Raw genomic sequence first — 21,266 nt, forward strand, 5'->3', positions numbered from 1 at the left:
GGGGGGGGGGGGGGGGGGGGGGGGGGGGGGGGGGGGGGGGGGGGGGGGGGGGTGTGCTCCCCCCCCCCCCCCCCCCCCCCCCCCACGGTCCGGGGCGCCGCGGAACCCGGAGCCCTGGCAGCCGAACGCCTCATTATTCGATGACCAGTTCTTCGAACACGATGGTGACGGTCTCGGTCAGCGCCGCCGCTTCGCCGGCCTTCACCGTGCTCGTCTCGATCTTGCTGCACCAGGCGTTGCGCAGGTTGTAGCGCTTCACCGGGTTGTCCTGGTAGTCCATCATGATGATGGAGGCGTTCTTGCGGGCCGTGCTCATCTGGCCGCGGATCGAGTCGTTGATCCACTGCGTGAACGACGTCGACTGGGTCATGCCGCGCACGACCGTGCACTGGCCGTTCTTCTTCACGCCCGGCAGCAGCGCCACCTCTGCCCGGCCCTGCGCGCTGTTCTGCTGGTAGGTGATGACGTCCTGTTCGAGGGTGAGACCGCTGACCTCGGCGAGGTACTCGACCATCACTCCGTCGATCTGGAGGCCGAAGTTGTGTGACGTGAGGGCGTCGCCCGGCTGGAGACTCATCTGTTCGCCGTCCTTCTGAAGGGGGGAGGGGCAGGGGAAGGCAACGGGGCGGAGGCGGGCTCCGCGCCCGGTTACTCCTCCAGCTCCCCGTTGCCGCTGGAGAACTGGGCCAGCCGGAAGACCACGAACTCGGCGGGCTTGACCGGCGCGATGCCGATCTCGCAGATGACGCGGCCGAGGTCGACCGACTCCGGCGGGTTCGTCTCCTCGTCGCACTTGACGTAGTACGCCTGCTCGGGGCTCTGCCCGAACAGGGCGCCGCTGCGCCACTCGTTGACCAGGAACGCGGACACGTTGCGGCGGATGCGCGCCCAGAGGTTGTGGTCGTTCGGCTCGAACACCACCCACTGGGTGCCGATCAGGATCGACTCCTCCAGGTAGTTGAAGTACCGGCGGATGTTCAGATAGCGCCATGCGGGGTCGGAGGAGAGGGTGCGGGCGCCCCAGATGCGGATGCCGCGGCCGGGGAAGGCCCGGATGCAGTTCACGCCGATCGGGTTGAGCAGGTCCTGCTCGCCGCGGGTGATCTGGAGTTCGAGGTCGACGGCACCGCGGACGACCTCGTTGGCGGGGGCCTTGTGCACACCGCGCTCGGAGTCGTTGCGAGCCCAGATGCCGGCGACGTGACCGCTCGGCGGCACCAGGCGCGACTGCCCGGTCGCCGGGTCGAAGGACTTGATCCAGGGGTAGTACAGCGCCGCGTACTTGGAGTCGTAGTTGGCCGTCTCCCGGCGCCAGACCCGGATGTCCCGGGCGTTCAGGCCGGGCGGCGGGTCGATGATCGCGACCCGGTCGCCCATCAGCTCGCAGTGCGCGATCAGCCCGAGCTGGACCGCCTTGACGGCCTCCAGGTCGATCGCGCCTCGCTGGTACGCGGCCATCAGGTCGGGCACGGCGACCATGGAGATCTCGTCCACGGCCTCCAGGCCGCCGAAGCCCGTGCGGTCGGCGGAATCGCCCAGGTACTGCGCCGGGCCGGGGTGAGAGCCCCCGGTACGGCCGGCCGGCGCGCTCGGCGCCGAGGGCGGCGCGGGCGGCGGCGCGGGCAGTTCCACGGTCTGGTTATCCGGGCGGGCCAGCTGCGCGGCCGGGGAGGCCTCGGTGACGGCGATGAGCTTGGAACGCTCCTTGACCTGCGTGACGACGTAGGCACGGCTGCCCTTCTTCGCGGTCACGTCGAAGGTCTCGACGGGCTCGTCGCCGTCCTTGACGATCAGTTTGAAGCGCTCGGCGGGCCCCTCGCCCTCGGCGTCGGCGACCTCGACGGACAGCGGGCCGCCGCGGCCCTCCGCGGTGGCGGTGACGGCGAAGGTACCGAGCCGGCGGGGCTCGGACGCGGGCAGCGCGGCCGGGGCGACGGCACCGGTGACCGCGGCGGGCCCGGATGCCCGCCCCCGGCCGGAGTCCTCGGCGGAGCCGCCCACGCGCACGACGTACGCCGCCGAACCCCCGTTGTTGAAGAAACCGTAGACGGAGTGCGCGAGGTAGTAGCCGTCGGTGAAGTCGCCGAAGTCCGCGACGTACTGGGTCCAGTTGGTCACCAGCGTCGGCTCGTTCAGCGGGCCGGACGGCGCCAGACCGACGAAGGCGGCCACCGACGTGCCGACTCCCTCGATGGGGCGCGAACCGCTGGCCACCTCCTCGACGTAGACGCCGGGCGACAGATAGGACGGCATGCTCTGCTCTCCTCCGGTACGAGACAGGACACCCACACTGTGGCGCGCCCGTCGCGCCCGCCGGAACGCCCTCCGGTACCCGAGTGGGGGCACCGCCGCTGCCCCCGCCCCTGCCCGCAGGGGCAGGCGCCGGGGCACCCGGCGACGGGCCCGGCCGCGCGGTCCGGTCCGACTGCCCCGAAGTCTGCCCCCGCGGACCTGGGGGGCGGGCGGGGTCCCGGACAAGGCTGGACGGTCAGCCGCCGGAACAGTCGAGAGGGAGCGTCATGCGCGCGCACGGTGAGCGGAACCCGTCGTCGGCCGAACAGTCCGCCGCCCGCCGTTCGGTGCCGCCGAGCACCCCCGTCCAGCGGCTGCTGGACCTCAATCGGGCGGCGGGGAACGCGGCGGTGGCCCGCGCCGTCGAGGAGCAGCGACACCGGCACGGCCCCGGCTGCGGACACGCGGAGCCGACCGTCCAGCGCCGGGAGTTCGAGCACCACGGCCGCGAGCACGAGCACGAGCACGGGGGCGTGGAGGGCATCGGGCCGGCGTCGCAGCTCAGCCTTCTGGAGTCCGCGCTGGCCACGCCGAGCAGCCCGCTCCCCGACCCCTTCCTCGGCAGGGCGAAGGCGTTCTACCGCAACGACGATCTGGCTGCCGGGCGCGTCCACGACAACCCGACGGCCCAGCGCGCCACGGCGGCACTGGGCGCCCACGCCGTGACGGTCGGCAGCCACATCCTGCTCGGCCCCGGGGCCGTCGACAACACCGAGATCCTCGCCCACGAGGCCAGCCACCTCGACAAGAACCTCCGCGGCATCCGCGAGACGGGCCACGACAACGGCTCGGGCATGGCCGTCACCGACCCCGGGCAGGGCTCGGAGCGCGCGGCAAAAGCCGACGGCGCCGCTTTCGCGGCAGGACACGACACCGCCCCGTCGGTCGCCCAGCGCGCGGCCGTCGAGGGCGCAACGGCCGACGCGAAGGCTCCCGGCGTTCCGGCCGTCCAGCGCACGCTCTGGGAGTTCGAGCCCGGCGGCACCTTCACGGACGCCGTCGACGCACAGGAGACGCGCTGGCGCAACAAGGACGACCCGAGCGACATCCGTACCTCCGCCCAGGTGGGCGTCCCCGCGGGGATCACACCGCGGCACACGGACGTCTACGACGACGTGACGGGCAAGCTCCACAGCAGCGGGAACGCGGTCTTCTCCCGGAAGGGCACCATCCCGGAGCGCGAATACCCCGAGCGCGAGTCGAGCGCCCGCCGCGAACTGGTCACGGCCAAGCGGTACATCGCCACGGCACTCGCCCTGCTGAAGTCCGCGGGCGACGACCCGGGCGGCGCGCTCCTGACCGGGCTGCACTCCGGATTCCCGGTCTTCCGGGCGATGACGCCGGGGCAGATCGCGGCGTTCGTGCCGCACGTCGCCGAGGTCGTACGGCGCATCCAGGCCGGACTGGACGCCCAGGGCGCGCAGATCGCCCTCGCCGGAGAGGGCGCCGGCGCCCCCGCCTCCGCCATGGGCTGGGTCGATCTCCCCCTGAAGGAGAAGCTCATGCCTTATCCGCAGGGGAGCGAGGAGCTGCCGCCCGTGGACACGGCCCGCTCCGGGCCGATCCACCTGACCAAGGCCGGCCAGACAGCCTGGTACTTCATCCATGAGGCCACCCACCGGTTCGCCGGCACGCTGGACTACCAGTACAGCCCGCGCGACCCGGAACTGACCCAGGACAAAGTCGTCGACGACCTGGTCCCGGACTTCCCCGAGGGCGCCGCACAGCAGGAGAAGACCAATCTCGGCAAGCGCGCCCTGCGGGATCCGCAGGAGTACAGCGGCGAGAAGAACGACGTGGACCGGCAGCCGAACTGGTACGCCATGGGTCGGCGCGCGCTGATGAACGCCGATTCCTACGCCCAGTTCATCGTGATCGCCAACGGTGAGCGGGCTCCCCGGGTCTGACGCCCGCGCCCGCGCCCGCGGTCGGTGCGCGGGGCGGACACGGGGCGGGTACGCCGGGGCAACCGGGTCTGCCCCCAAGACTCCTGACCGCCGGGCGGGGGCGCGGTTAGCGTGCCGGGGGTGAGCCTCTGGACTTCCCTGGAACCCGCCTCCGTCACCGTGGACCCCGGCAGCAGGGCGCGCGTGCGCCTGCGCCTGCGCAACACCGGTGACGTGGTGGACGAATACCGTTTCGAGCCCGTCGGTGACGTGGCGCCCTGGACGACGGTGGAACCGGCGACCCTGCGGTTGTACCCGGGTACCACCGGGACGGTCGAGCTGACGTTCGCGCCGCCCCGGACCCCCGATGCCACGGCAGGGCCCAACCCGTACGCGGTCCGGATCACGCCGACCGAGCATCCCGACGCCGTGACGGTGCCGGAGGGGAACCTGACGATCACCCCGTTCAGCGAGGTGCGGGCGGAAATCGTGCCGCCCACCGTCAAGGGCCGCTTCCGCGGACGGCCGAAACTGGCGGTCGACAACCTCGGCAACACCAAGGTGACCGCATCGGTCACGGGCAGCGACAACGGGGACCACCTCACGTACGAGATCCGCCCCGGGAACGTACAGATCGAGCCGGGGCGCGCGGCGTTCGTCGACACGACCCTGCGGTCCCGGCAGATCATCTGGTTCGGCTCGAAGGAGGAGCGGCCCTACACCCTCGCGGTGCGCCGCTCCGGCACCGAGCCCCTGGAGGTCGAGGGGACATACGTCCAGCGGGGCTTCCTCCCCCGCTGGCTGGCCACGTTCTTCGGGGTCTTCCTGGCCGCGGCCGTGGCCTCCGTGATGATCTGGATCGCTTACAAGCCGCAGGTCCGCAGCCAGGCCACCGAGGCCGCCGAGCAGGCGGGCGCCGTTCTACCGACCTCTCCGGCGCTCTCCCCACCGCCCCCGCCGCCGTCGCCCAGCGCCGAACCCGAACCGGCGAAGTCCGAGAAGCCCGAGGAGGAGGACGGCGCGGGAGGGCAGCCGCAGGAGCCTGCGGGACCGCCGCCCGTGGTGCCCGCCGAAAGGGTGCTGCTGCGCAACGCCGCCACCCGGATGTGCGCCGAGCTGCCGGGCCGCGACAAGGGCCGGATCAACATGGCGGTCCAGCAGAGCGACTGCGACGGCACCGACGGGGACAACCAGCTCTGGAACCTGGAAGTGAAGTACCCCGACCTCGGCCCCGGAGGCAAGCCGCTCTTCCAGATCCGCAACGTCAAGGACCAGTTCTGCATGGACCTCGGCGAGTACGGCGCCCGACCCGTGGGCACCGGCATCGGCGAGTTCCACTGCAACGGCACCACCGCGGACAACCAGCTGTGGTGGATCGACGAGCAGGACAGCGGCGACTACTGGATCCGCAACTACGCGAGCAACAGCAAGTGCCTCAACGTGATCGGCGGGGCCGGCGTCGGGGACCGGCTGAACATCTCCGACTGCAGCAACACCGGCAACCAGGAGTGGAAGATCGTCCACCCCAAGACCGACTGACGCCCACGGCGGCCGGTCCGGCCACCGTGCCCGGGCGACCGGGCCTACTCTCCGGGCCTACTCAGGGCCCGGAGAGTAGGCCCGGTCACCAGCCGCCCTCGCCCGGTACCAGCCGCCCCGCCTTGCGGTACTCCCGTCGGGCGCCCTCCAGGAGGTCCTCCGCCGTCACCTCGCCGCCGCGCCCGGCGGCGCGATAGGCGGCGGTGACCACCGCGCTGCGGATGGAACCGCCCGCCAGCTCGAAGTCCCGGGCCAGCGGGACCGCGTCGATGCCGTCCGCGGACGGCACGTGCGCCAGCCCGTGCCGCCACAGCGCGAGGCGCTGCCCGGCGTCCGGGAACGGGAAGTCGACCACCAGGTCCAGCCGCCGCGTGAACGCCTCGTCGATGTTCGCGCGCAGGTTGGTGGTCAGCAGCGCGATGCCGTCGAACGACTCCAGTCGCTGGAGCAGGTAGGCGCTCTCCAGATTGGCGTAGCGGTCGTGCGCGCCCTTGACCTCGGAGCGCTTGCCGAAGACGGCGTCGGCCTCGTCGAAGAGCAACACTGCGTCGGTGCGGTCCGCCTCCGTGAAGATCTGCTCCAGGTTCTTCTCGGTCTCGCCCACGTACTTGTCCACGACCGCGGACAGCTGGACCACGTACAGATCGAGCCCGAGGTCGGCCGCGACGACCTCCGCCGACAGGGTCTTGCCGGTGCCCGACTCGCCGGCGAACAGGCCGAGGACGCCCCTGCCGCGCCCGCCGCCCGCGCCGAGCCGCCATTCGCCGAGCACGCGGTCGCGGTGGCGGGCCCGCAGGGCCAGTTCACGCAGCTGCCCGAGGGGACCTTCGGGCAGGACCAGGTCCCCCCAGTCCACAGCCGGCCGGATGCGGCGGGTGCGGCTCTCCAGCCCCGAGGCCGACTGGCGGCGCGCGGCGCGCCGCACATGGGCGGCGGTGACCGGACCGCCGTCGAAGGCGGCCAGTGCGCGTGCTGCCTGCGCGGCCCGCCGCACACGGTCCCCGCCGAGCCGGTACGGGGCCACCGTCGCGGCCAGGTCGAAGCCGGCACCGTCCGCGCCCAGCGAGGCCCGCCAGGCGGCCGTCCCACCGCCCGGGCGGGCCGGCGCGTCCAGCACCAGTGGGTCCTCGGGGCACCAGTGCGGGTCGTAGGGGCGGGGATCGGCCAGCAGCACGGTCACGTCCGGCGCCGCGGCGAGCGCCCGCACCAGCGGGCCCGGTCGCTCGGGCAGCGCCGGGACGACGACGGCCCGACCGGTGAGGCGCGCCTCGCGCACCAACTCGGCCACGTGCTCCACGGGTACGTCACCGGTTACGGCGCAGCACAGCGCGTGCAGACCTGCGGCGCGCAGGGCGGTGGCGTACGCGGCCAGGCCGTCGCCCTCACGCTGTTCCCGCAGGTAGACGGTGGCGGGGCCGGACTCCAGGAGGGCCGCGAGCCGGTGGGTGAACTGCTCGGCGGCCGCGTCGGAGGGCAGTGGTTCGGGCATCGGGCGCAGCAGGCCGTGCAGTGCGGTGTCCGGCGTGTCGTCGCCGAGGAGATGCCCGACGAGCCGGTCGGGGACGCGCAGTGAACGCGTCAGGAAGGGGCGTTCGGGCTCTTCGACCTCCATGAGACCGAGAGCCGCAAGGGGTGCGGAGGCGTCCAGCCGGGCCCGGGCCGCGGCGGAGTGCGCGGGCACCCCGCACAGGTCGAGGGCGAGGCCGACGGTGGCCCGGCGCCTGCTCACGTCGTCGTTGAGGTAGCCGTAGAGCGGCTCGAACGTCCGGTCGACGTCGGGGGCGAGGGCGGCGAGCACGACGGCGACGTCGATTTCGGTGAGGCCCGCCCGGGCGGCCAGCCGGGCCAGCCGGTCGGCATGGCCGGTCGGGCCGTCGGTGCCGGGGCCGGCACCGTTGGTGCTGATGGTGGCGGCGGTGGCGGCTCCTGCTCTTCCGTCGTCCGTCACCGCCGGCCAGGTGCGCAGGCGGTGACGCACCGCCTCGTCGGACAGGTACATGCCGCGCAGCGGGTCGTCGGCCGTGGGATCTCCGGCGGCCCGTCGTTCGACGAGCTCGGACACCCGCGCGCGCAGCCCGCCGAGCCGGGCGAGCAGCACGCGGGCGGGATCCTCCACGTCGTCCGGCGGTGCCCCCTTGCCCGCCGCCTGTGGACCCGGCGCCGGGCCGGTGTACGGGGCGCTCACGGCGTGTCCGGGCGGCGGGGGACCTCCTGGCGGGAGGCGGCGTGCTCGTCGTCGGCCGCGTTCTTGCGGGCGGCCCGTGCCGCCCGGGCGGCCGCCACCTGGTGGGGACGGTGCGAACGGCCCTCGGACGCCGCCGGACCGCCGTCCAGATCGCCCACCCGGACCAGCGCGCCCTCGGTGACGGGCGGCCCCGCGTCGTACTCCGGGAAGGCCGGGAAGGGCGCGGTCACCACCAGGTCGAGGGACGGCTTCAGCTCGCCGCCGAGCGCGGACCAGATCTCGGCGAGCGACCGCGACTCCGTCTGGATGCCGGCCACCGTCAGCGGCACGGAGAGATTCAGCGCCCGCAGGGAACCCGGCAGTTCGTCCGGCGCCAGCACCTCGCGGGGCAGCAGCGTCGCGAGTACGGCGGACAGCAGCCGGTGCTCGTCCTGCGGGGTCTTCGTCCACGCCGTCACCAGGTACGACAGCCGGAACCAGCGCGGCGGCTGGCTGCGCCGCACCACCACGTCGCGCTCGTCCCGCACCGCCACGTGGCCGCGCTGACGCCGGGCGACGTCCTCCCGGATGTCGTACAGGTAGGTGTTGACCACGGTGGCGTTGCGCCGGGCCGCCCAGTCGCGGGTCGGTGCCTCGAAGGACACCTCGATGCCCGACCCCGTCAACGCCCCGCTGCCGAGGAGGCCCTTGAGTACCTCGTCCACCTCGTGGATCACGTCTGCGCTCCCGCTCCGCCCACACGGCCGTTCCCGTCCGGCCCGTCGTCCGCCGTCGATCGTCCCCCGGGCGGCCGTGCGGGCCGCAGGGCCACGGGGGACGGCCGCCGGGCAGTCCTCCCTGCCCCCGCGGACACGCCGCGCCCCCTTCGTCTGCCCGGACGGTCAGATGTAGCCTTCCCGAAGGGCATGAGCCACGGCGTGCGCCCGATTGCGCAGGTGAAGCCGCGTGGTGAGGCCATGCATGACGTTCTTGACGGTCCGTTCCGAGTAGGACAGCTTGCCCGCGATCTCACCGGTGTCGAAGCCCTCGGAGACCAGGCGCAGGACGTCCACCTCACGGGACGTCAGCCCGAAGGCGGGCGTGTCGGTCCCTCCCGTCGCCCCCCGGTGCAGCGTCGCCACCTGCTGGATGAGCCGGCCGAGCAGATCGGCGGGCAGGTCACCGTCACCGCGGGACGCGGCCAGTACCGCTTGCACCAGCCGCTCGGCAGTGGCCTCGTGGCGCCAGACGATCGCGCCGACACCGCACTCCACCACGTCCAGCAGCTCGCTCTCCCGCATCGCGCCCACCACGAGCACGGCCCGCGCCCCCTCGCTGCGCACGATCCGGCGCAGCCGGGCCAGAGCCGCCTCGTCGAGCGCGTCCTCGACGAGCAGCACCACCGTGCCCGGGCCGGACTCCTCGCACAGCTCGATCTCCGGGTGTCTGCGCAACTGGCTGACCGCGCCCTCACGGCTGATGGGGTCGGTGGCGGACACCGTCACGGGGACGCGCCGGTCCACAGGGCCGGCGGTCCGGACTGTGACGTTCCGGCCCGTGATGTTCCGGCCCGTGGTGGGAGAGGGCGCGCCGGGCGAGGACGTGGTCGTGGTGCGGGGTGAGCTGAGCAACCGATTCCCCTGTTCAGCGGCCCGCCGCAGAGCGCGGGCCGGTGGCCGATGAGCACCTTCAACCCTTCTGCGGCCGCCCCGGGGACCGCAATCGTGGAGCACCACGAGCCGCACCACGAGACCGCGCCGGCGACCACCACGAGACCGGCCGCCCCCGCGCACGCCACCGCAGCTCACGCGGATCCGGCGGCATCGGCAGCAGCTCCGCGAAGACCGCAGTGAGGTACGCCACTTTCACCCCACCCCGACACGGATTCCGCCGTCTCACCCGGCGGGAAAACACACCTTCCACCACAGGAGGCACTGATGACCGGACCGCTCCTCGAACGCGACGTGCCCCGGGCGCTTCTCGCGGCCGAGGCGGATCGGGCCCGCTCCGGTTCCGGCCGCCTGGTGCTGCTCCAGGGAGCCGCCGGCACCGGCCGCACCTCCGTGCTGGAGACCGCCGTCCGGGACGCCGAGGACCTGGGCCTGCGGGTGCTGTGGGCCCGCTGCTCGCCGGAGGACGCCGGAGCACCCTTCGCCGCGGTACAGCAACTCCTGGGCCCGGTACCGGACTTCGCCGACCCCGCACCCGACGGCGACGACCGGGGGAGCGCGGACCGGTTGTGGCGGCTGCTGCGTGCCCGTGCGGCCGAGGGCCCGCTCCTCGTGGCGGTCGACGACGTCCATCTTGCCGACCCCGCGTCACGCCGCTGGCTGCGGGAGGCGGTCCGCCGCATCGACCGATTACCGGTGCTGCTCATGGCGAGCGAACGCAGCCAGTACGACATCGACATCCGGCCCCCCGGTCTCGCCCAGTCCCTGCCCCCGTCCCTCGTCCGCACCCACACGCTCGAGCCGCTCGGCGACGCGGCCGCCACGGAGATCGTCCGGGCCGCCTTCCCGGCCGCCGGACCCCACTGGACGGCCGAATGCGTACGGGCGGGCGCCGGCAGCCCGATGCTGCTCCACGCCCTGCTCGACGACCTCGGCGGCCCGCGGGCGCCCGGGCCCGTGGCGGAGGCGGTCCCGCCGCTGCCGGACACCTGCGCCGCGCTGTATCCCGGGAGCTATCCGGCGGCCGTCTCGTGGTGGCTGCACAGCGCAGGTGCAGCAACGACCGAGGTGGCCCGCTGCCTCGCGGCGCTGCAGGAGGCCTGGCCGCCGCAGCATCAGCGTCCGCATCCCCAGGAGCCCCAGAAGCCCCAGGAGCCCCGAGAACGGCGGACCGGCGGCGGCGCGGGCGGTCCGGCGGGCACGGACGTGGCCGGGGTACTGGCCGCAGCGGCCGAAGCGGATCCCGCACGGGTCGCCGGCTGGCTCACCGCGATGACCCGCATCGGACTCCTGCGCCCGGACCCGGCAGGCCTGCCCCGCTTCGCCCACCGGCTGCTGCGGGACGCCGTGCTGACCGGCTGGCCGACGTCCCGACGCGAGGCGGCGCACCGGGTGGCGGCGGAGACGATGCTGCGAAGCGGCGAGCGCGCCGAGGCGGTGGCCGCCCACTTGGTGCGCACGCGGGGCGTCGGACCGCCCTGGGCACTGCGCGTGCTGCGCGACGCGGCGACGGCCGCGGTGCACGACGCCCGCCCAGGCGACGCCGCAGGCTATCTGACCCGCGCCCTGGACGAACCGCTCTCCGACGACCGGCGCCAGCAACTGCTCACCGAGCTGGGCTCGCTGGAGTACGCCTCGGCCTACGACACGGTGGCCATCGCACGTCTGGCGGAGGCACAGCACCTGCCGGCCGCACCTCCCGACCGGGTGCGCGCGGCCGTCGCCCTCGGCACGGCCCTGGTCGGCCGTGGCGAGGTCACCACAGCGCTGGAGGTGCTGCGGCGCACGGAGGGCAGCCTCGATGGGCACCCCGACCTCACCCGCACCGTGCAGACCGCCACCGCGCTGCTGTCCGACTCCGACCCGGCGACCCGCCAGGAGACCTACCGCAGGCTCTCCGAGAGCGGCAGGCAGGCTCCGGAACTCGTCGGCACCGCCAGCCTGGCCCTGCTGGTGCGGTACGAGGCGACGGCCGGGCTGATCTCGGCCGGCGAAGCCATGACGCGCGTACGGGCCCTGCTGGCACAACCCTCCGACCCGCTGGCCGAGCCGTTCCTGCTGGGTACCGCAGCGGCGGTCGCCGAGTGGGCGGGCGAACTCGACGAGGCCGAACGGCTCGTGGACCGCGGCCTGGTCGGCCGGCACCCGGCCCTGCTCCACCCCATGGAGGACGCGCTGCTCAACACCCGCGCCGACATCGCCGCGGCGCGCGGTGACGTCGCCCGGCTGATCGCCGTGCGCGACGACGGCGCGGCCGTCGCCGCACGCGCCCACGGCGGACCCTCCAACCGGGACGCCCACGTACTGATGGCACTCGTCCACACGGGGCGCTTCGAGGAAGCCGCACGGCTCGCCGACGCCTTCGACCTGAGCAGGGCCCCGGAATCATGGGAGCTGAACCGGTTCCTCTACGCGCGGGGAGTGCAGCGCCTGGCCGCCGGCGATCCGGCGGGCGCGCTCCACGACTTCCTGGAGTGCGGCCGCCGCCAGACCGCCCGCGAGGTGCTCAGCCCGGTCGTCACCCCGTGGCGGACGGCCGTCGCCCAGTGCCGCCTCGCGCTCGGCGGTGGCCAGGAGGCCCTGGCCCTGGCCACCGAGGAGCTGCGGCTGGCCCGGGTGTGGAACACCCCGCGCACCGTGGGGCGTGCGCTGCGCGTCCTCGGCACCGCGACCGGCGGCCGCCGCGGACTGCACCTCGCCGAGGAGGCGGTCGACCTCCTCAGGACCGCTCCCGCAGACGTCGGCATGGAACTGGTGGAGGCCCTGATCGCCCAGGGCCGCCAGCTCCTCGCCGCCGGCGAGCGCGGACACGCCCGCGACCGGCTCCGCGAGGCGGCGGACCTGGCCGAACGCAAAGGAGGCTTGCGGCTGCTCTCCCTGGCCGAGGAGGCACTCCGGGAGGGTGGCGTCCGGGTCCCGGCGGCGGCGCGGACCGGCTCGGGGGCCCTGACCGGCAGTGAGCGCCGCATCGCCGAACTGGCTGCGGCGGGGCGGACGAACACCGAGATCGCGGGCCTCCTGCACGTGGCCCGCCGCACCGTGGAGACCCATTTGACGAACACCTACCGGAAACTGGGCATACGCCGAAGGTCGGAACTGCCCGCCACTCTGTCCCGTACCCGCCCCCCGACCGCCGCCGCCCGGGAACCGTCCTGAGGCCGACCGGAGGGCGACGAGGGTCAGGCCGCGCAGCTCGTCGGGGGCTTGGTGTACGGGCCGGCGGAGAGCTGCCTACCGGGCTGCGGCACGTGGCGGGTTCTTCCAGGCCAGGGCACCACTGCTCCGCGGCGGCGGGGATCGCGACCGCCGAGCGCAAGTGGGCCCGCCGCAGCCCGATCATGTGCAGGTTGCCTCCCCTGGCACTCCGCCGCCGTCGCCGCCGGAGACCGGAGACCGGAGACGGGAGAGCGGAGAGCGGCAGATCGGTGGCGGTGTCGCCTCGAAGTCAGGGCCGGCGGGCGCACGACGCGAGGCGATCGGCGAGCGTGGAGACGAGGGCGCGTAGTTCCTCGGGGCGCTCGATGACGAACGGCCGGTCGAGGGAGGCGAGTACCGGAGGCAACCAGTCGAGCCGCTCGGCCCGCAGTTCGACGCGCAGCCAGCGTTCGCCGGGCAGGGCCTCGCCCGTCACGGGCTCGTACTCCTCCAGGCGCGCGACGCCGGCGGGAAGACGGGCGCGGATCTGCTCGACCGTCGCGTTGATCCGCAAGGTCACCTCATGCCGGTAGGGGGCCGTCGCGAACCCCGAGAGCACGCGCTGCGCCGGATCGATGTCGGCGGGCGCCTCGAACATGCCGGGCAGGGCGCGTGCGTCCGTGATGCGGTCGAGCCGGAAGGTCCGGTCCTCGTCGATCCGGGCGTCCTTACCCGTGACGTACCAGCGGCCCGCGTGGGCGACGACTCCGTACGCGTGCAGCGTGCGTTCGCTGCGCCGTCCGTCGCGGTCGGTGTAGTGGATCGAGACCGGTCGGCCGTGGCGCACCGCGTCGGCGATGGTGAGCAGGACCTCGGAGTCCGGAATGTCGGCGTCGTCGGCCTGGTCGGTGAAGGCGAGGGCGTCCAGGAGCATGTCGAGTCGACGGGCGGTGCGCTTGGGCAGCACCCGTCGGATCTTGGCCGAGGCCGTCTCGCTCGCGGTGCGCTCCGTCCTCGGTAGCCCCGCTCGGCGGCCGACGACGAGGCCGAGGAGCACGGCCAGCGCCTCGTCGTCGCTGAGCATGAGCGGAGGAAGCCGGTAGCCGGGGGCGAGCCGGTACCCGCCGTAGCGGCCGCGCACCGATTCCACGGGCACGTCCAGGTCGATCAGCTGTTCCACGTACCGGCGCACCGTGCGCCCCTCGACGCCCAACCGGTCGGCGAGTTCGGCCGTCGTCCGGGTGCCGCCCGACTGCAGCAGCTCCAGGAGGGTCAGTACGCGGGCGGTCGGTCGGGGCATGCCGGCAGACTAGCTCGGATACAGGACCGATTCTGTCCACTATCTCTCCTAGCCTGCGACGCGTACACCTTCGTTTCCCCTTCCGCTTCCGTGTTCGGCACGGCCAAGGAGATCCCCATGGACTTCGTTTCGATCCGCATCATCACCGGCGACGTGGCGCGCCTCGTCGCGTTCTACGAGCGGGCCACAGGGGCTCGGGCGACATGGGCCACCGAGGACTTCGCCGAGCTCAGGACCGAGGGCGCCACCCTCGCGATCGCCGGCACCCGCACCGTCCCGCTGTTCGCCCCGGGCTGCGCCCGCGCGGCGGACAACCACAGTGTGATCACCGAGTTCCTCGTCGACGACGTGGACCGCGTCCACCGGGACCTGACCGGCTTCGTCACCGACTTCGTCAACGGGCCCACCACGATGCCCTGGGGCAACCGGTCGCTGCTGCTGCGCGACCCCGACGGCAACCTCGTCAACTTCTTCACCCCCGTCACCCCGGCCGCCATCGAGAAGTTCGCACGCCGGGGCCAGGCGCGGTCGTTCACCCGGGAATCCTGAGGCCGGCCCCGGGGCCGTGGTGAACGCGACGGGCAGAGGGCACGGCCACGAGTCCGACGCCGGCCCGAGCTCGCCCGGCCCCTGGAGCACGGCCCAGGCCTTCGCGGAGCGACCCCGCCGCGTCAGGAGTTCTTGGTCTTGGAGGAGTCGTCCTCCAGGGGCATCAGCAGCTTGCGGAGCAGGGACGCCAGCTGCTGGCTCTCCTCGGGGCTGAGGCTCTCGATGAGTTCGCGTTCGTTGGCCAGATGGCCTTCGATCAGGCCTTCGGCGATGCCGCGGCCCTCGGCGGTGAGCTCCGTGCGCACCAGGCGCCGGTTGTCCGGGTCGGTGGAGCGGGTGACCAGGCCCTTGGCGACCAGCCGGTCGACGCGGTGGGTGAGGGCCGCGGGGCTGATCATCGCGGCGCCGGCCAGGTCGCTCATGCGGAGGGTGTTGCCGCCGCCCGCGCGAAGGAGCGTGGCCAGGATGTCGTACTCCCACGTCTCCAGCCCGTGTTCGTCGAAGTAGCCCTTGATCCCCTGCTCAAGGAGCCGTGAGGCACGGAAGATCCGCAGGACGACGCCGATCGGCTCCGTGTCCAGTCCGGGGCGGATCGCGTCCCACCGCTCGATGACCTCGTCCACCGTGTCGCGCATGGCACCAAGACTACCACCACACTTCGACGTCGAACTGTTTGACTCCGGCAGTGTGCCCGGTTACCGTTCATTCAGCGAAAGCTTTGACATCAAACCTTTTGCAATACGACCTTTCGAAGTTGTGCGTGTGCCCTCACGGGGCACGCCGGAGCGATCAGGAGAAGCCCGTGCACTACGTGCTGTTCGTCCGTACCGACGACACACCCGACAGCGCCCTCGGCCACTACCTCACCCACGTGGGCCCGACCCTCGACGCGTTCGGCGGACGACTGCTCGCGTTCGACAGCCCGACCCGGCTGGAGGGCCCCTCCACGTTCACGAGGACCGCCCTGGTGGCCTTCCCCACCGACCGGTCGGCGCGCGACTGGTACGCCTCGTCCGCGTACCAGGAGCTCGTTGCCTGGCGGGTCAGGACGATGGGTCACGAGGTTGACGTCCACCTCATGGCCGGCCTCCCCGACTGACCCGCCCCCCGGGAGTCGGTGGCAGATCGCGCACGGGAGTGACTTCGTCGACATGGGCGAGGCCGGCCGCCCTGAGCGCGGTCGCCAGAGCTTCGGCGACGAGGGGGCGCGGTTCTGGCGCGGGGTCGAGCACTTCAAGGTTCGTTGGCCTGGCCCACGGACAGAATCGCCCCATGGCCTTCATGAAGACAGCTCTGACGGCAGCCGCAGTGCTCTTCTCCCTCGCCGTTCCACCCGCCAGCGCTACTGCCGACGCCTCCGCGCCCGCTGCAGCGCGCCCCTGTGACGGTGCCCCGACCTGCTACGTCGATGTGACGGTGGCCCAGGTCTGGGTCAGTCCCGAGCAGGTCCGAGCCGTTGACGCCCCGGCGACGGCCAACCCCGCGGACATCCGGGGCTGGTTGAGGGACATGTCACTGGACGAGCGGCGTGACGTCGAGGGCGAAACGCAGGCGCTGTACGGGACCGAGGTGATCGTCGACGGTACGCAGTGGCAAGGGGGACTGCTCTGGGACCACGTATGGGTACGCGGCCAGCCCACCCCCAGGGACCCGGCCGGACGGGGTGCGTACCCCGGCTGGATCCCCGACCGGCAGCTGACATCGGACCATCGGAAGCCGCCCCGGGGCACTCATGAGGAGCGCGTCCTGCGGCCCACGGCCCGGGGCTTCGCCTCCGCCGCAGCCGCGCTCGATGGTGCCGGGCCGGGGCGGGCGGCCGAGTACTCGTACAACACGTCGTTCCTGGTGCAGGCCGGCCCGCTGCCCGGTGTCGTCACGGCTTACGGCAACAGCGGCGGCCGGGTCTTCTTCCGCGCCGGCGACCTCGCAGCGGTGCCGGCCGAGCCGAGCGGGGAGGACGTGGTCGCCGCCGCACGTACGTTCCTTGGCCTGCCCTACCTGTGGTCGGGCACTTCCGGGTTCGGCTACGACTGCTCCGGCCTTACCGGCCAGGTGTATTCCGCGCTGGGGGTGACGATCCCGCGTGACGCCCAGCCGCAGTTCGATGCGGGCGGCGGACAGGCGCCCTCCGGTTCGGCCGTAGGCGTACGGATCAACGGGACGGAGGATCTCAGGCCCGGCGACATCGTTGCCTTCCGCCCCGCCACCGGCGGGGACGTCACCCACGTCGGTATCTACACGGGGACGAGGAACGGTGAACCGATGATGATCAACTCGCCTCGGACCGGTGACGTCGTCAGGGAGGAGCCCATCGGCTCCACCGGCCGCGTCTACGTGGGCGCGACCCGCTTCCTCACCCGATAGGAGCCGGACGCCCCGGCGACGCCCGCACACGGGCCATCCTCCGCCGCACAGAACTCCTTTACGAGACCCGCGGTTCCCTGCCGACGGGCGGCCGGAAGGTACCGAGCGGTGCGGAGGTCGAGCGACGGCGCGTCGCGGACCTGCTCGGCGGTTCGTCCGTTGGGCAGGTGCAGGAGCATCACGTAGCGGGTGGCGCGCTCGACCAGGATGCCGATGGCGGAGGCGGCGCCCCTGCCGTTGATCAGGTCACCCTCCCAGGGGCCGGGCACGATCCGGACCACGGCTTCCGCGGGCCGCTCACTGATCACGACCATCGGACGGGCGAACCGAGGCCGGCGTGCGGCCGCGTGTCGGCGAGGGACCCGGCGCGCGCGGCCGGAGCGCAGGGCGGGCCTGGGTGTGCCGTTGCCGCGGTCGGTTGATTCGTCCGTGCAGGCTTCCTCGTCCTGCCTCGGTGGGGAGGAGAAGATTTCACTGACGCGCACCCGGAACAGGTGGCCGTGCTGACCCGCCAGGGGGACGTGCCGGCCCTGTTCGACCGGCATGTCCCCCTGGGCCCGGACCAGGCTGGCCCGCCGCCTCGGTGTCCGCAGGACCGGTTTCGACCACATCTCCGCCCGCCTCGGTTGGCCGGCCCCGGTCGGCTCGGCGGAGATCGACTACACAGCAGCCGCCGGGCCCAGGCTGCCGCCGCCCGGCGGCGAGCCCGGCTGTCGACGGCCGAGGTGGCCGTCTACAGAGCCCCGGCGCAGGTCCTGATCGCTCAGCCGACGGCCCGGCCAGGCGCTATTGCCAGGCCGGAGGTTCCTTTTCCCGGGAACAGCACGGTGCCCGCAGCCACTCTGGCTGCGGGCACCCTTTGCCAGCTGTTCGCCGGGTTTCCCTCTGGCGTTACCGCTTCACGATGAAGAGATCCACGACAAGGTTGTTCGTCCGGCAGCTGTACTTCTTCGCCGTTCCGTCCGCCACCAGGCTGGTGCCCGCAGCACGGCAGTTGCCCATGCTCCAGTACCAGTCCCAGTACACATAGTTGTCGGCCGGGGTCGACGCCTTCGCGGCGACAGCGATCGCTGTGCTTGTGGCGGGCTCCTCCGCTGCCTGTGCGACGGTGCCACCGCCCATCAGCACAGACGCCCCCAGCGCAACGCCGGTGGCGCGGATCAGGCTTCACGACTCTGCCGTGACGGTCGGTGGCTGCCCCTTGACCTCCGTGCTCACCGCTCTTGAGCATGTGATGATCATTCACTGGAAGTGGGAGGGGAACGAGAACCTTGAGCGGCACGAACTGCCCGCAGTGCGGGACGATCGACCAGGTGCGCAGCGTGCGCGCCGTCTATGAGGAGCAGACCGGTACCTATGCGGGCGTGTCGACCGGCTACTCCTCGGGCACCGGCTTCGTCCCAGGTGGAGGGTCGGTCGCGGTCTTCGGCCGTTCGACGGTGCATTCCTCGGGGATGTCAAGCACACTGCTGGCGCAACAGCTGGCACCGCCGGCCCAGCCGGTCCTCGAACAGCAGCGGGGCGGGTGCGGGCTGGCCGTGCTCTGTGTCGTGCCGGTGGTCGCGGCCCTGATGACGCTGCCGCTACTGGCCAGCGACGCGCCCGGCTCGGGGCGCAACGCGATGGTCTTCTGGGGTGTGACGGGACTGCCGGCCATGGCTGGTGCCGTGGCCATGCTCGTTGGCCGTGCGCGGGCCCGGCGGGCGGCCACGAAGCGGTTCCGGGCGCAGACGGCGGTGTTCCCCGCGCTGTACGCGGTGTGGGATGCGGCATTCACCTGCCGGCGCTGCCACCTCGCGTACCTGCCGGCCGGGCCGTTGGCGCCGGCAGGTACGCATGGTGTGCCGGTGTCCGGCTTCCAGCAGCTGCTGTGGATCGTGGCGCACCAGCCTCCGGCAGCCGGCACGCCGTGACACCTCCCCGCCCCGGGGGCCGGGTAGTGGCCGGTGGGTGGTCGGGCCGCGGTGCTGGCGTGGCCGGTCTCTCGGTTCCGCCACATGACCCTGGCCATGGCCGCCCACGCCTGTCTCTTGCGGGCCCGTAAGGCGGGTCCAGGTAAAGCCGAAACGTACCCTCCGGCCTCGTCCCCCCTCAGACTGCCCGAGCTCCGCCCCTGATCCACCTCCTCGCCCACCGCAGTCCGGCAGCCGTCGACCATATCCTGCACCGGTCACACCGGCGGCGCAGACAACAGTTCCAAGCCCGCGTCAGCCACTACAACCGACGCGGGGCGCCCCACCCGAAACCACCCAACCGGCACTGCAAAGACCGTTGCCGTACAAGCTGGATCGGCCTTTCCGAGAAGGCGTCACGTCTTGCCGAGGTCATGACCAGCGGTCGCCGGGTCACCGCTTTCCGGGGGCTGCCGCGGGCATAGGCTCGTGCGTTCCTACGTGACCGAGGAGGTTGGGTGATGGCATCGACGGCCGTTCGGGCCGTGGTCACGGAGCCCGTGCCGGAGGAAACGCCGGTGCTCGCCGCCCTGGCCCATCTCGACGACCCGGCCGTGTCACGGATGTTCGCAGCCGCCGTCGGGCTGAACCGCTGGGCTTCGGCCTTGCCGAGGTGACTGCGGTCGTCACACCGATCGTCTGGCTCGCGGTGAACGCGTGTTGCAGCTCGACAGCCAGGAGTCCTGAAGCGCCCGTACGCGCAGTGGCGCACACGGCTGGAACTGTTCACCACCCGAGCCCTGACAGCCCCGTGGACCCTGTGCACGATGACGACGGACCTGGCCAAGGCCAGGGCGTGGTTGGAGACGGACGTGTCAGGGGAGGGAATCGTCATGAGGCCCTTGACCGGCTGATGTCGGACTGCCGATTGGGACTGAAGCCGGCCTCGTGGTCCGGCGAAGTCCTTCCGCAGGTAGCGCGGATTGGACGGCTTCAGCCGGACCTCGTCGAGTGGCTCGTTGTGCCGTGCTGGGACGACATGCAGGGCCGTGGCCACGTCACCGGGGACCCGCGCCGAGCCTACGTCGTGGACGGTGAACTCCTTCGCTGACGCTGCCGTAACGTGCCGGTCCGCGGACCAACGCCTCTGCTTCAACTCCTCCGCCGACGTTCAGGTAGGAACAGTTCTGGCAGCTGCTTCAAGGAGGTGACGAAGGGTACATCCGGGACGACGGCCGGGTCCCGGCACACCGCGCGTCCCACATAGCCGAGTCGGATCGCCGCGGCAACCAGCTCCGGGTCGTCGTCGACGAACAGACACTGCGCGGGTGGGATGCCCAGGGCGGTGCTCGCGTGGTGGTACATGCGCGGGTGCGGCTTGTTGCAGCCCAGGACTGCGGAGATCGCGTACGCCTCGAAGAACCGGTCGATCCCGAGCCCGGCGTGGAGGTCGGGCAGGTTCGGCCAGGCGTCCGACACCACGGCCATCCGCACCCCCAGCTGGGCCAGCTGCTCCAGGGTCTCCTCGACGTCCGGGTACGTCTCCAGGAACGCTGACGGAGGCACATCGCGGCGTAGGTCGGCGAGGAGCCGCGCGGTCGGGTCCACGCCGAGGTGACGGAGCATCACCCGGTGGTAGTCGTCGTAGTCGGGCGTCGACGGCGAAGCGGCGAAGAAGCGGTCGCCCGCGGCGATGGCCGAGGCGAACTGCCGGGGTGTGAGCGACGGGGCGTGGGCGAGGACGGTCTGCTCGAAGTCGGCCCGCGGGTTCCAGCGGCCGCCGATCGGCTGCATCAGCACACCGCCCGAGTCGAAGAGGACAGCGAGCAGAGGCTGGGAAGGCGCCGGCCGAGTCGTCATCCGTCCAGTCTGGTGACCGGACTCCCACGGAGCGAGCCCCTTTACGAGCTCTGTGCCCACCCTCACAGAAGGGGGAGCGGGGAAGGGGCGAAGCAGCCGGCGTCCGTGTTCGTGACGGGCCGCTCCCGCCGGTGCGTCCGTAGCAGGAGACCGGCCGCCCCGGAAAGCGAAGCGTACCGGTGCCGAGTCGTAGCCGGGCGGCGATCCCCGCTCGCCGCGGCCCGTGGCCGGGCGGCGGACCGGCGACGTCCTGCCGCGCATCACGGTCGCCGACGTGCTGCGCAAGCAGACGCTGCCGCGCCGGGAGTGGGTGGCGGCCTTCGTCCGGGCCCGTGACGACGAGCACCGGGTGGGGGAGTGGCTCGGCGCCTGGCAGCGCCCTGCCCACGAGGCCCCCGAAACGCCCCCGGGCATCAGGCGCCGGCCCGTCCTGCGGCCCGGATGCCGACGCCCCGCATGCCGGGCAGCCCCAGACCCGGCAGAGACGAGGCGGCGCAAGCGCGTGCTGATCGTGGCGGGGGGGGGGGGGGGGGGGGGGGGGGGGGGGGGGGGGGGGGGAGGGGGGGGGGGGGGAAGGGGGGTGGACCAGCACGGACACCCCCGCAATAGAGAGGG

17 protein-coding genes and 1 pseudogene are annotated in these 21,266 nt (G+C 72.8%); 8 read left to right on the forward strand and 10 right to left on the reverse strand.

Annotated features, from left to right (window positions below):
* Positions 1-133 precede the first annotated feature (133 nt).
* Both ACZ4VL_RS37025 and ACZ4VL_RS37030 read right to left on the reverse strand, forming a co-directional pair.
* Positions 134-577 carry a phage tail protein gene (locus ACZ4VL_RS37025; protein ID WP_468209288.1) on the reverse strand — a complete coding sequence of 148 codons (444 nt, stop codon included), beginning with the start codon at positions 575-577 and terminating at the stop codon, positions 134-136.
* A gap of 71 nt (positions 578-648) precedes the next feature.
* On the reverse strand, positions 649-2,253 hold the full coding sequence (locus tag ACZ4VL_RS37030; RefSeq protein ID WP_468209291.1) for a phage tail sheath subtilisin-like domain-containing protein: 1,605 nt from the start codon (positions 2,251-2,253) through the stop codon (positions 649-651).
* Between the two features lie 266 nt (positions 2,254-2,519).
* Here ACZ4VL_RS37030 and ACZ4VL_RS37035 point away from each other — a divergent pair, with 266 nt between their 5' ends.
* Positions 2,520-4,199: an eCIS core domain-containing protein gene (locus tag ACZ4VL_RS37035; protein ID WP_468209293.1), complete on the forward strand. Its 1,680-nt coding sequence runs from the start codon at positions 2,520-2,522 to the stop codon at positions 4,197-4,199.
* 120 nt (positions 4,200-4,319) lie between these two features.
* Positions 4,320-5,717: an RICIN domain-containing protein gene (locus ACZ4VL_RS37040; protein ID WP_468209296.1), complete on the forward strand. Its 1,398-nt coding sequence runs from the start codon at positions 4,320-4,322 to the stop codon at positions 5,715-5,717.
* 85 nt (positions 5,718-5,802) lie between these two features.
* Here ACZ4VL_RS37040 and ACZ4VL_RS37045 read toward each other — a convergent pair whose 3' ends face one another.
* The 3 genes from ACZ4VL_RS37045 to ACZ4VL_RS37055 all read right to left on the reverse strand — a co-directional run bounded on the left by ACZ4VL_RS37045 (position 5,803) and on the right by ACZ4VL_RS37055 (position 9,512).
* Positions 5,803-7,902, reverse strand: a complete 2,100-nt coding sequence (locus ACZ4VL_RS37045) for an ATP-binding protein (RefSeq protein WP_468209299.1) — start codon at positions 7,900-7,902, stop codon at positions 5,803-5,805.
* The gene (locus tag ACZ4VL_RS37050; RefSeq protein WP_468209302.1) at positions 7,899-8,618 is read right to left on the reverse strand and encodes a Pvc16 family protein; all 720 of its coding nucleotides are present in this window, start codon (positions 8,616-8,618) and stop codon (positions 7,899-7,901) included. The genes ACZ4VL_RS37045 and ACZ4VL_RS37050 overlap by 4 nt, the downstream gene beginning before the upstream one ends.
* A gap of 165 nt (positions 8,619-8,783) precedes the next feature.
* Positions 8,784-9,512 (reverse strand): helix-turn-helix transcriptional regulator, encoded by a 729-nt coding sequence (locus tag ACZ4VL_RS37055; RefSeq protein ID WP_468209304.1) that lies wholly within the window; start codon positions 9,510-9,512, stop codon positions 8,784-8,786.
* 306 nt (positions 9,513-9,818) lie between these two features.
* Between ACZ4VL_RS37055 and ACZ4VL_RS37060 the strand changes: the two genes are divergently transcribed.
* The gene (locus ACZ4VL_RS37060) at positions 9,819-12,707 is read left to right on the forward strand and encodes an AAA family ATPase (RefSeq protein WP_468209307.1); all 2,889 of its coding nucleotides are present in this window, start codon (positions 9,819-9,821) and stop codon (positions 12,705-12,707) included.
* A gap of 289 nt (positions 12,708-12,996) precedes the next feature.
* Here ACZ4VL_RS37060 and ACZ4VL_RS37065 read toward each other — a convergent pair whose 3' ends face one another.
* Complete coding sequence (locus ACZ4VL_RS37065; RefSeq protein ID WP_468209310.1) at positions 12,997-13,986, reverse strand: helix-turn-helix transcriptional regulator; 990 nt, start codon at positions 13,984-13,986, stop codon at positions 12,997-12,999.
* 117 nt (positions 13,987-14,103) lie between these two features.
* Between ACZ4VL_RS37065 and ACZ4VL_RS37070 the strand changes: the two genes are divergently transcribed.
* On the forward strand, positions 14,104-14,535 hold the full coding sequence (locus ACZ4VL_RS37070) for a VOC family protein (RefSeq protein WP_468209313.1): 432 nt from the start codon (positions 14,104-14,106) through the stop codon (positions 14,533-14,535).
* 122 nt (positions 14,536-14,657) lie between these two features.
* Here ACZ4VL_RS37070 and ACZ4VL_RS37075 read toward each other — a convergent pair whose 3' ends face one another.
* Positions 14,658-15,170: a MarR family winged helix-turn-helix transcriptional regulator gene (locus ACZ4VL_RS37075; protein ID WP_468209317.1), complete on the reverse strand. Its 513-nt coding sequence runs from the start codon at positions 15,168-15,170 to the stop codon at positions 14,658-14,660.
* A gap of 167 nt (positions 15,171-15,337) precedes the next feature.
* Between ACZ4VL_RS37075 and ACZ4VL_RS37080 the strand changes: the two genes are divergently transcribed.
* On the forward strand, positions 15,338-15,634 hold the full coding sequence (locus ACZ4VL_RS37080; protein ID WP_468209319.1) for a DUF1330 domain-containing protein: 297 nt from the start codon (positions 15,338-15,340) through the stop codon (positions 15,632-15,634).
* Between the two features lie 173 nt (positions 15,635-15,807).
* Entirely contained in the window at positions 15,808-16,899 is a 1,092-nt protein-coding gene (locus ACZ4VL_RS37085) for a C40 family peptidase (protein ID WP_468209322.1), read from the forward strand.
* A 131-nt stretch (positions 16,900-17,030) separates the two neighbouring features.
* Here the strand turns inward: ACZ4VL_RS37085 and ACZ4VL_RS37090 are convergent.
* Positions 17,031-17,285 (reverse strand): annotated as a pseudogene (locus tag ACZ4VL_RS37090) (IS30 family transposase); the annotation flags it as partial.
* A gap of 505 nt (positions 17,286-17,790) precedes the next feature.
* Positions 17,791-18,027, reverse strand: a complete 237-nt coding sequence (locus tag ACZ4VL_RS37095; RefSeq protein WP_468209325.1) for a hypothetical protein — start codon at positions 18,025-18,027, stop codon at positions 17,791-17,793.
* 143 nt (positions 18,028-18,170) lie between these two features.
* Between ACZ4VL_RS37095 and ACZ4VL_RS37100 the strand changes: the two genes are divergently transcribed.
* Both ACZ4VL_RS37100 and ACZ4VL_RS37105 read left to right on the forward strand, forming a co-directional pair.
* Complete coding sequence (locus ACZ4VL_RS37100; protein WP_468209327.1) at positions 18,171-18,812, forward strand: hypothetical protein; 642 nt, start codon at positions 18,171-18,173, stop codon at positions 18,810-18,812.
* A gap of 500 nt (positions 18,813-19,312) precedes the next feature.
* Complete coding sequence (locus ACZ4VL_RS37105; RefSeq protein ID WP_468209330.1) at positions 19,313-19,468, forward strand: hypothetical protein; 156 nt, start codon at positions 19,313-19,315, stop codon at positions 19,466-19,468.
* Positions 19,469-19,943: 475 nt separating this feature from the next.
* Here the strand turns inward: ACZ4VL_RS37105 and ACZ4VL_RS37110 are convergent, their stop codons facing one another.
* Positions 19,944-20,651, reverse strand: coding sequence for an HAD family hydrolase (locus tag ACZ4VL_RS37110; protein ID WP_468209332.1), 708 nt, complete (start codon positions 20,649-20,651; stop codon positions 19,944-19,946).
* Positions 20,652-21,266: the final 615 nt, after the last annotated feature.

The sequence above is a fragment of the Streptomyces sp. NPDC029014 genome, from assembly GCF_055564695.1.

What these genes read in the sequence shown, in the direction of transcription:
- ACZ4VL_RS37025 (WP_468209288.1), bottom strand. Translation starts at nt 577, where the DNA reads ATGAGTCTCCAGCCGGGCGACGCCCTCACGTCACACAACTTCGGCCTC.
- ACZ4VL_RS37030 (WP_468209291.1), bottom strand. Translation starts at nt 2,253, where the DNA reads ATGCCGTCCTATCTGTCGCCCGGCGTCTACGTCGAGGAGGTGGCCAGC.
- ACZ4VL_RS37035 (WP_468209293.1), top strand. Translation starts at nt 2,520, where the DNA reads ATGCGCGCGCACGGTGAGCGGAACCCGTCGTCGGCCGAACAGTCCGCC.
- ACZ4VL_RS37060 (WP_468209307.1), top strand. Translation starts at nt 9,819, where the DNA reads ATGACCGGACCGCTCCTCGAACGCGACGTGCCCCGGGCGCTTCTCGCG.
- ACZ4VL_RS37065 (WP_468209310.1), bottom strand. Translation starts at nt 13,986, where the DNA reads ATGCCCCGACCGACCGCCCGCGTACTGACCCTCCTGGAGCTGCTGCAG.
- ACZ4VL_RS37070 (WP_468209313.1), top strand. Translation starts at nt 14,104, where the DNA reads ATGGACTTCGTTTCGATCCGCATCATCACCGGCGACGTGGCGCGCCTC.
- ACZ4VL_RS37075 (WP_468209317.1), bottom strand. Translation starts at nt 15,170, where the DNA reads ATGCGCGACACGGTGGACGAGGTCATCGAGCGGTGGGACGCGATCCGC.
- ACZ4VL_RS37085 (WP_468209322.1), top strand. Translation starts at nt 15,808, where the DNA reads ATGGCCTTCATGAAGACAGCTCTGACGGCAGCCGCAGTGCTCTTCTCC.
- ACZ4VL_RS37105 (WP_468209330.1), top strand. Translation starts at nt 19,313, where the DNA reads ATGGCATCGACGGCCGTTCGGGCCGTGGTCACGGAGCCCGTGCCGGAG.
- ACZ4VL_RS37110 (WP_468209332.1), bottom strand. Translation starts at nt 20,651, where the DNA reads ATGACGACTCGGCCGGCGCCTTCCCAGCCTCTGCTCGCTGTCCTCTTC.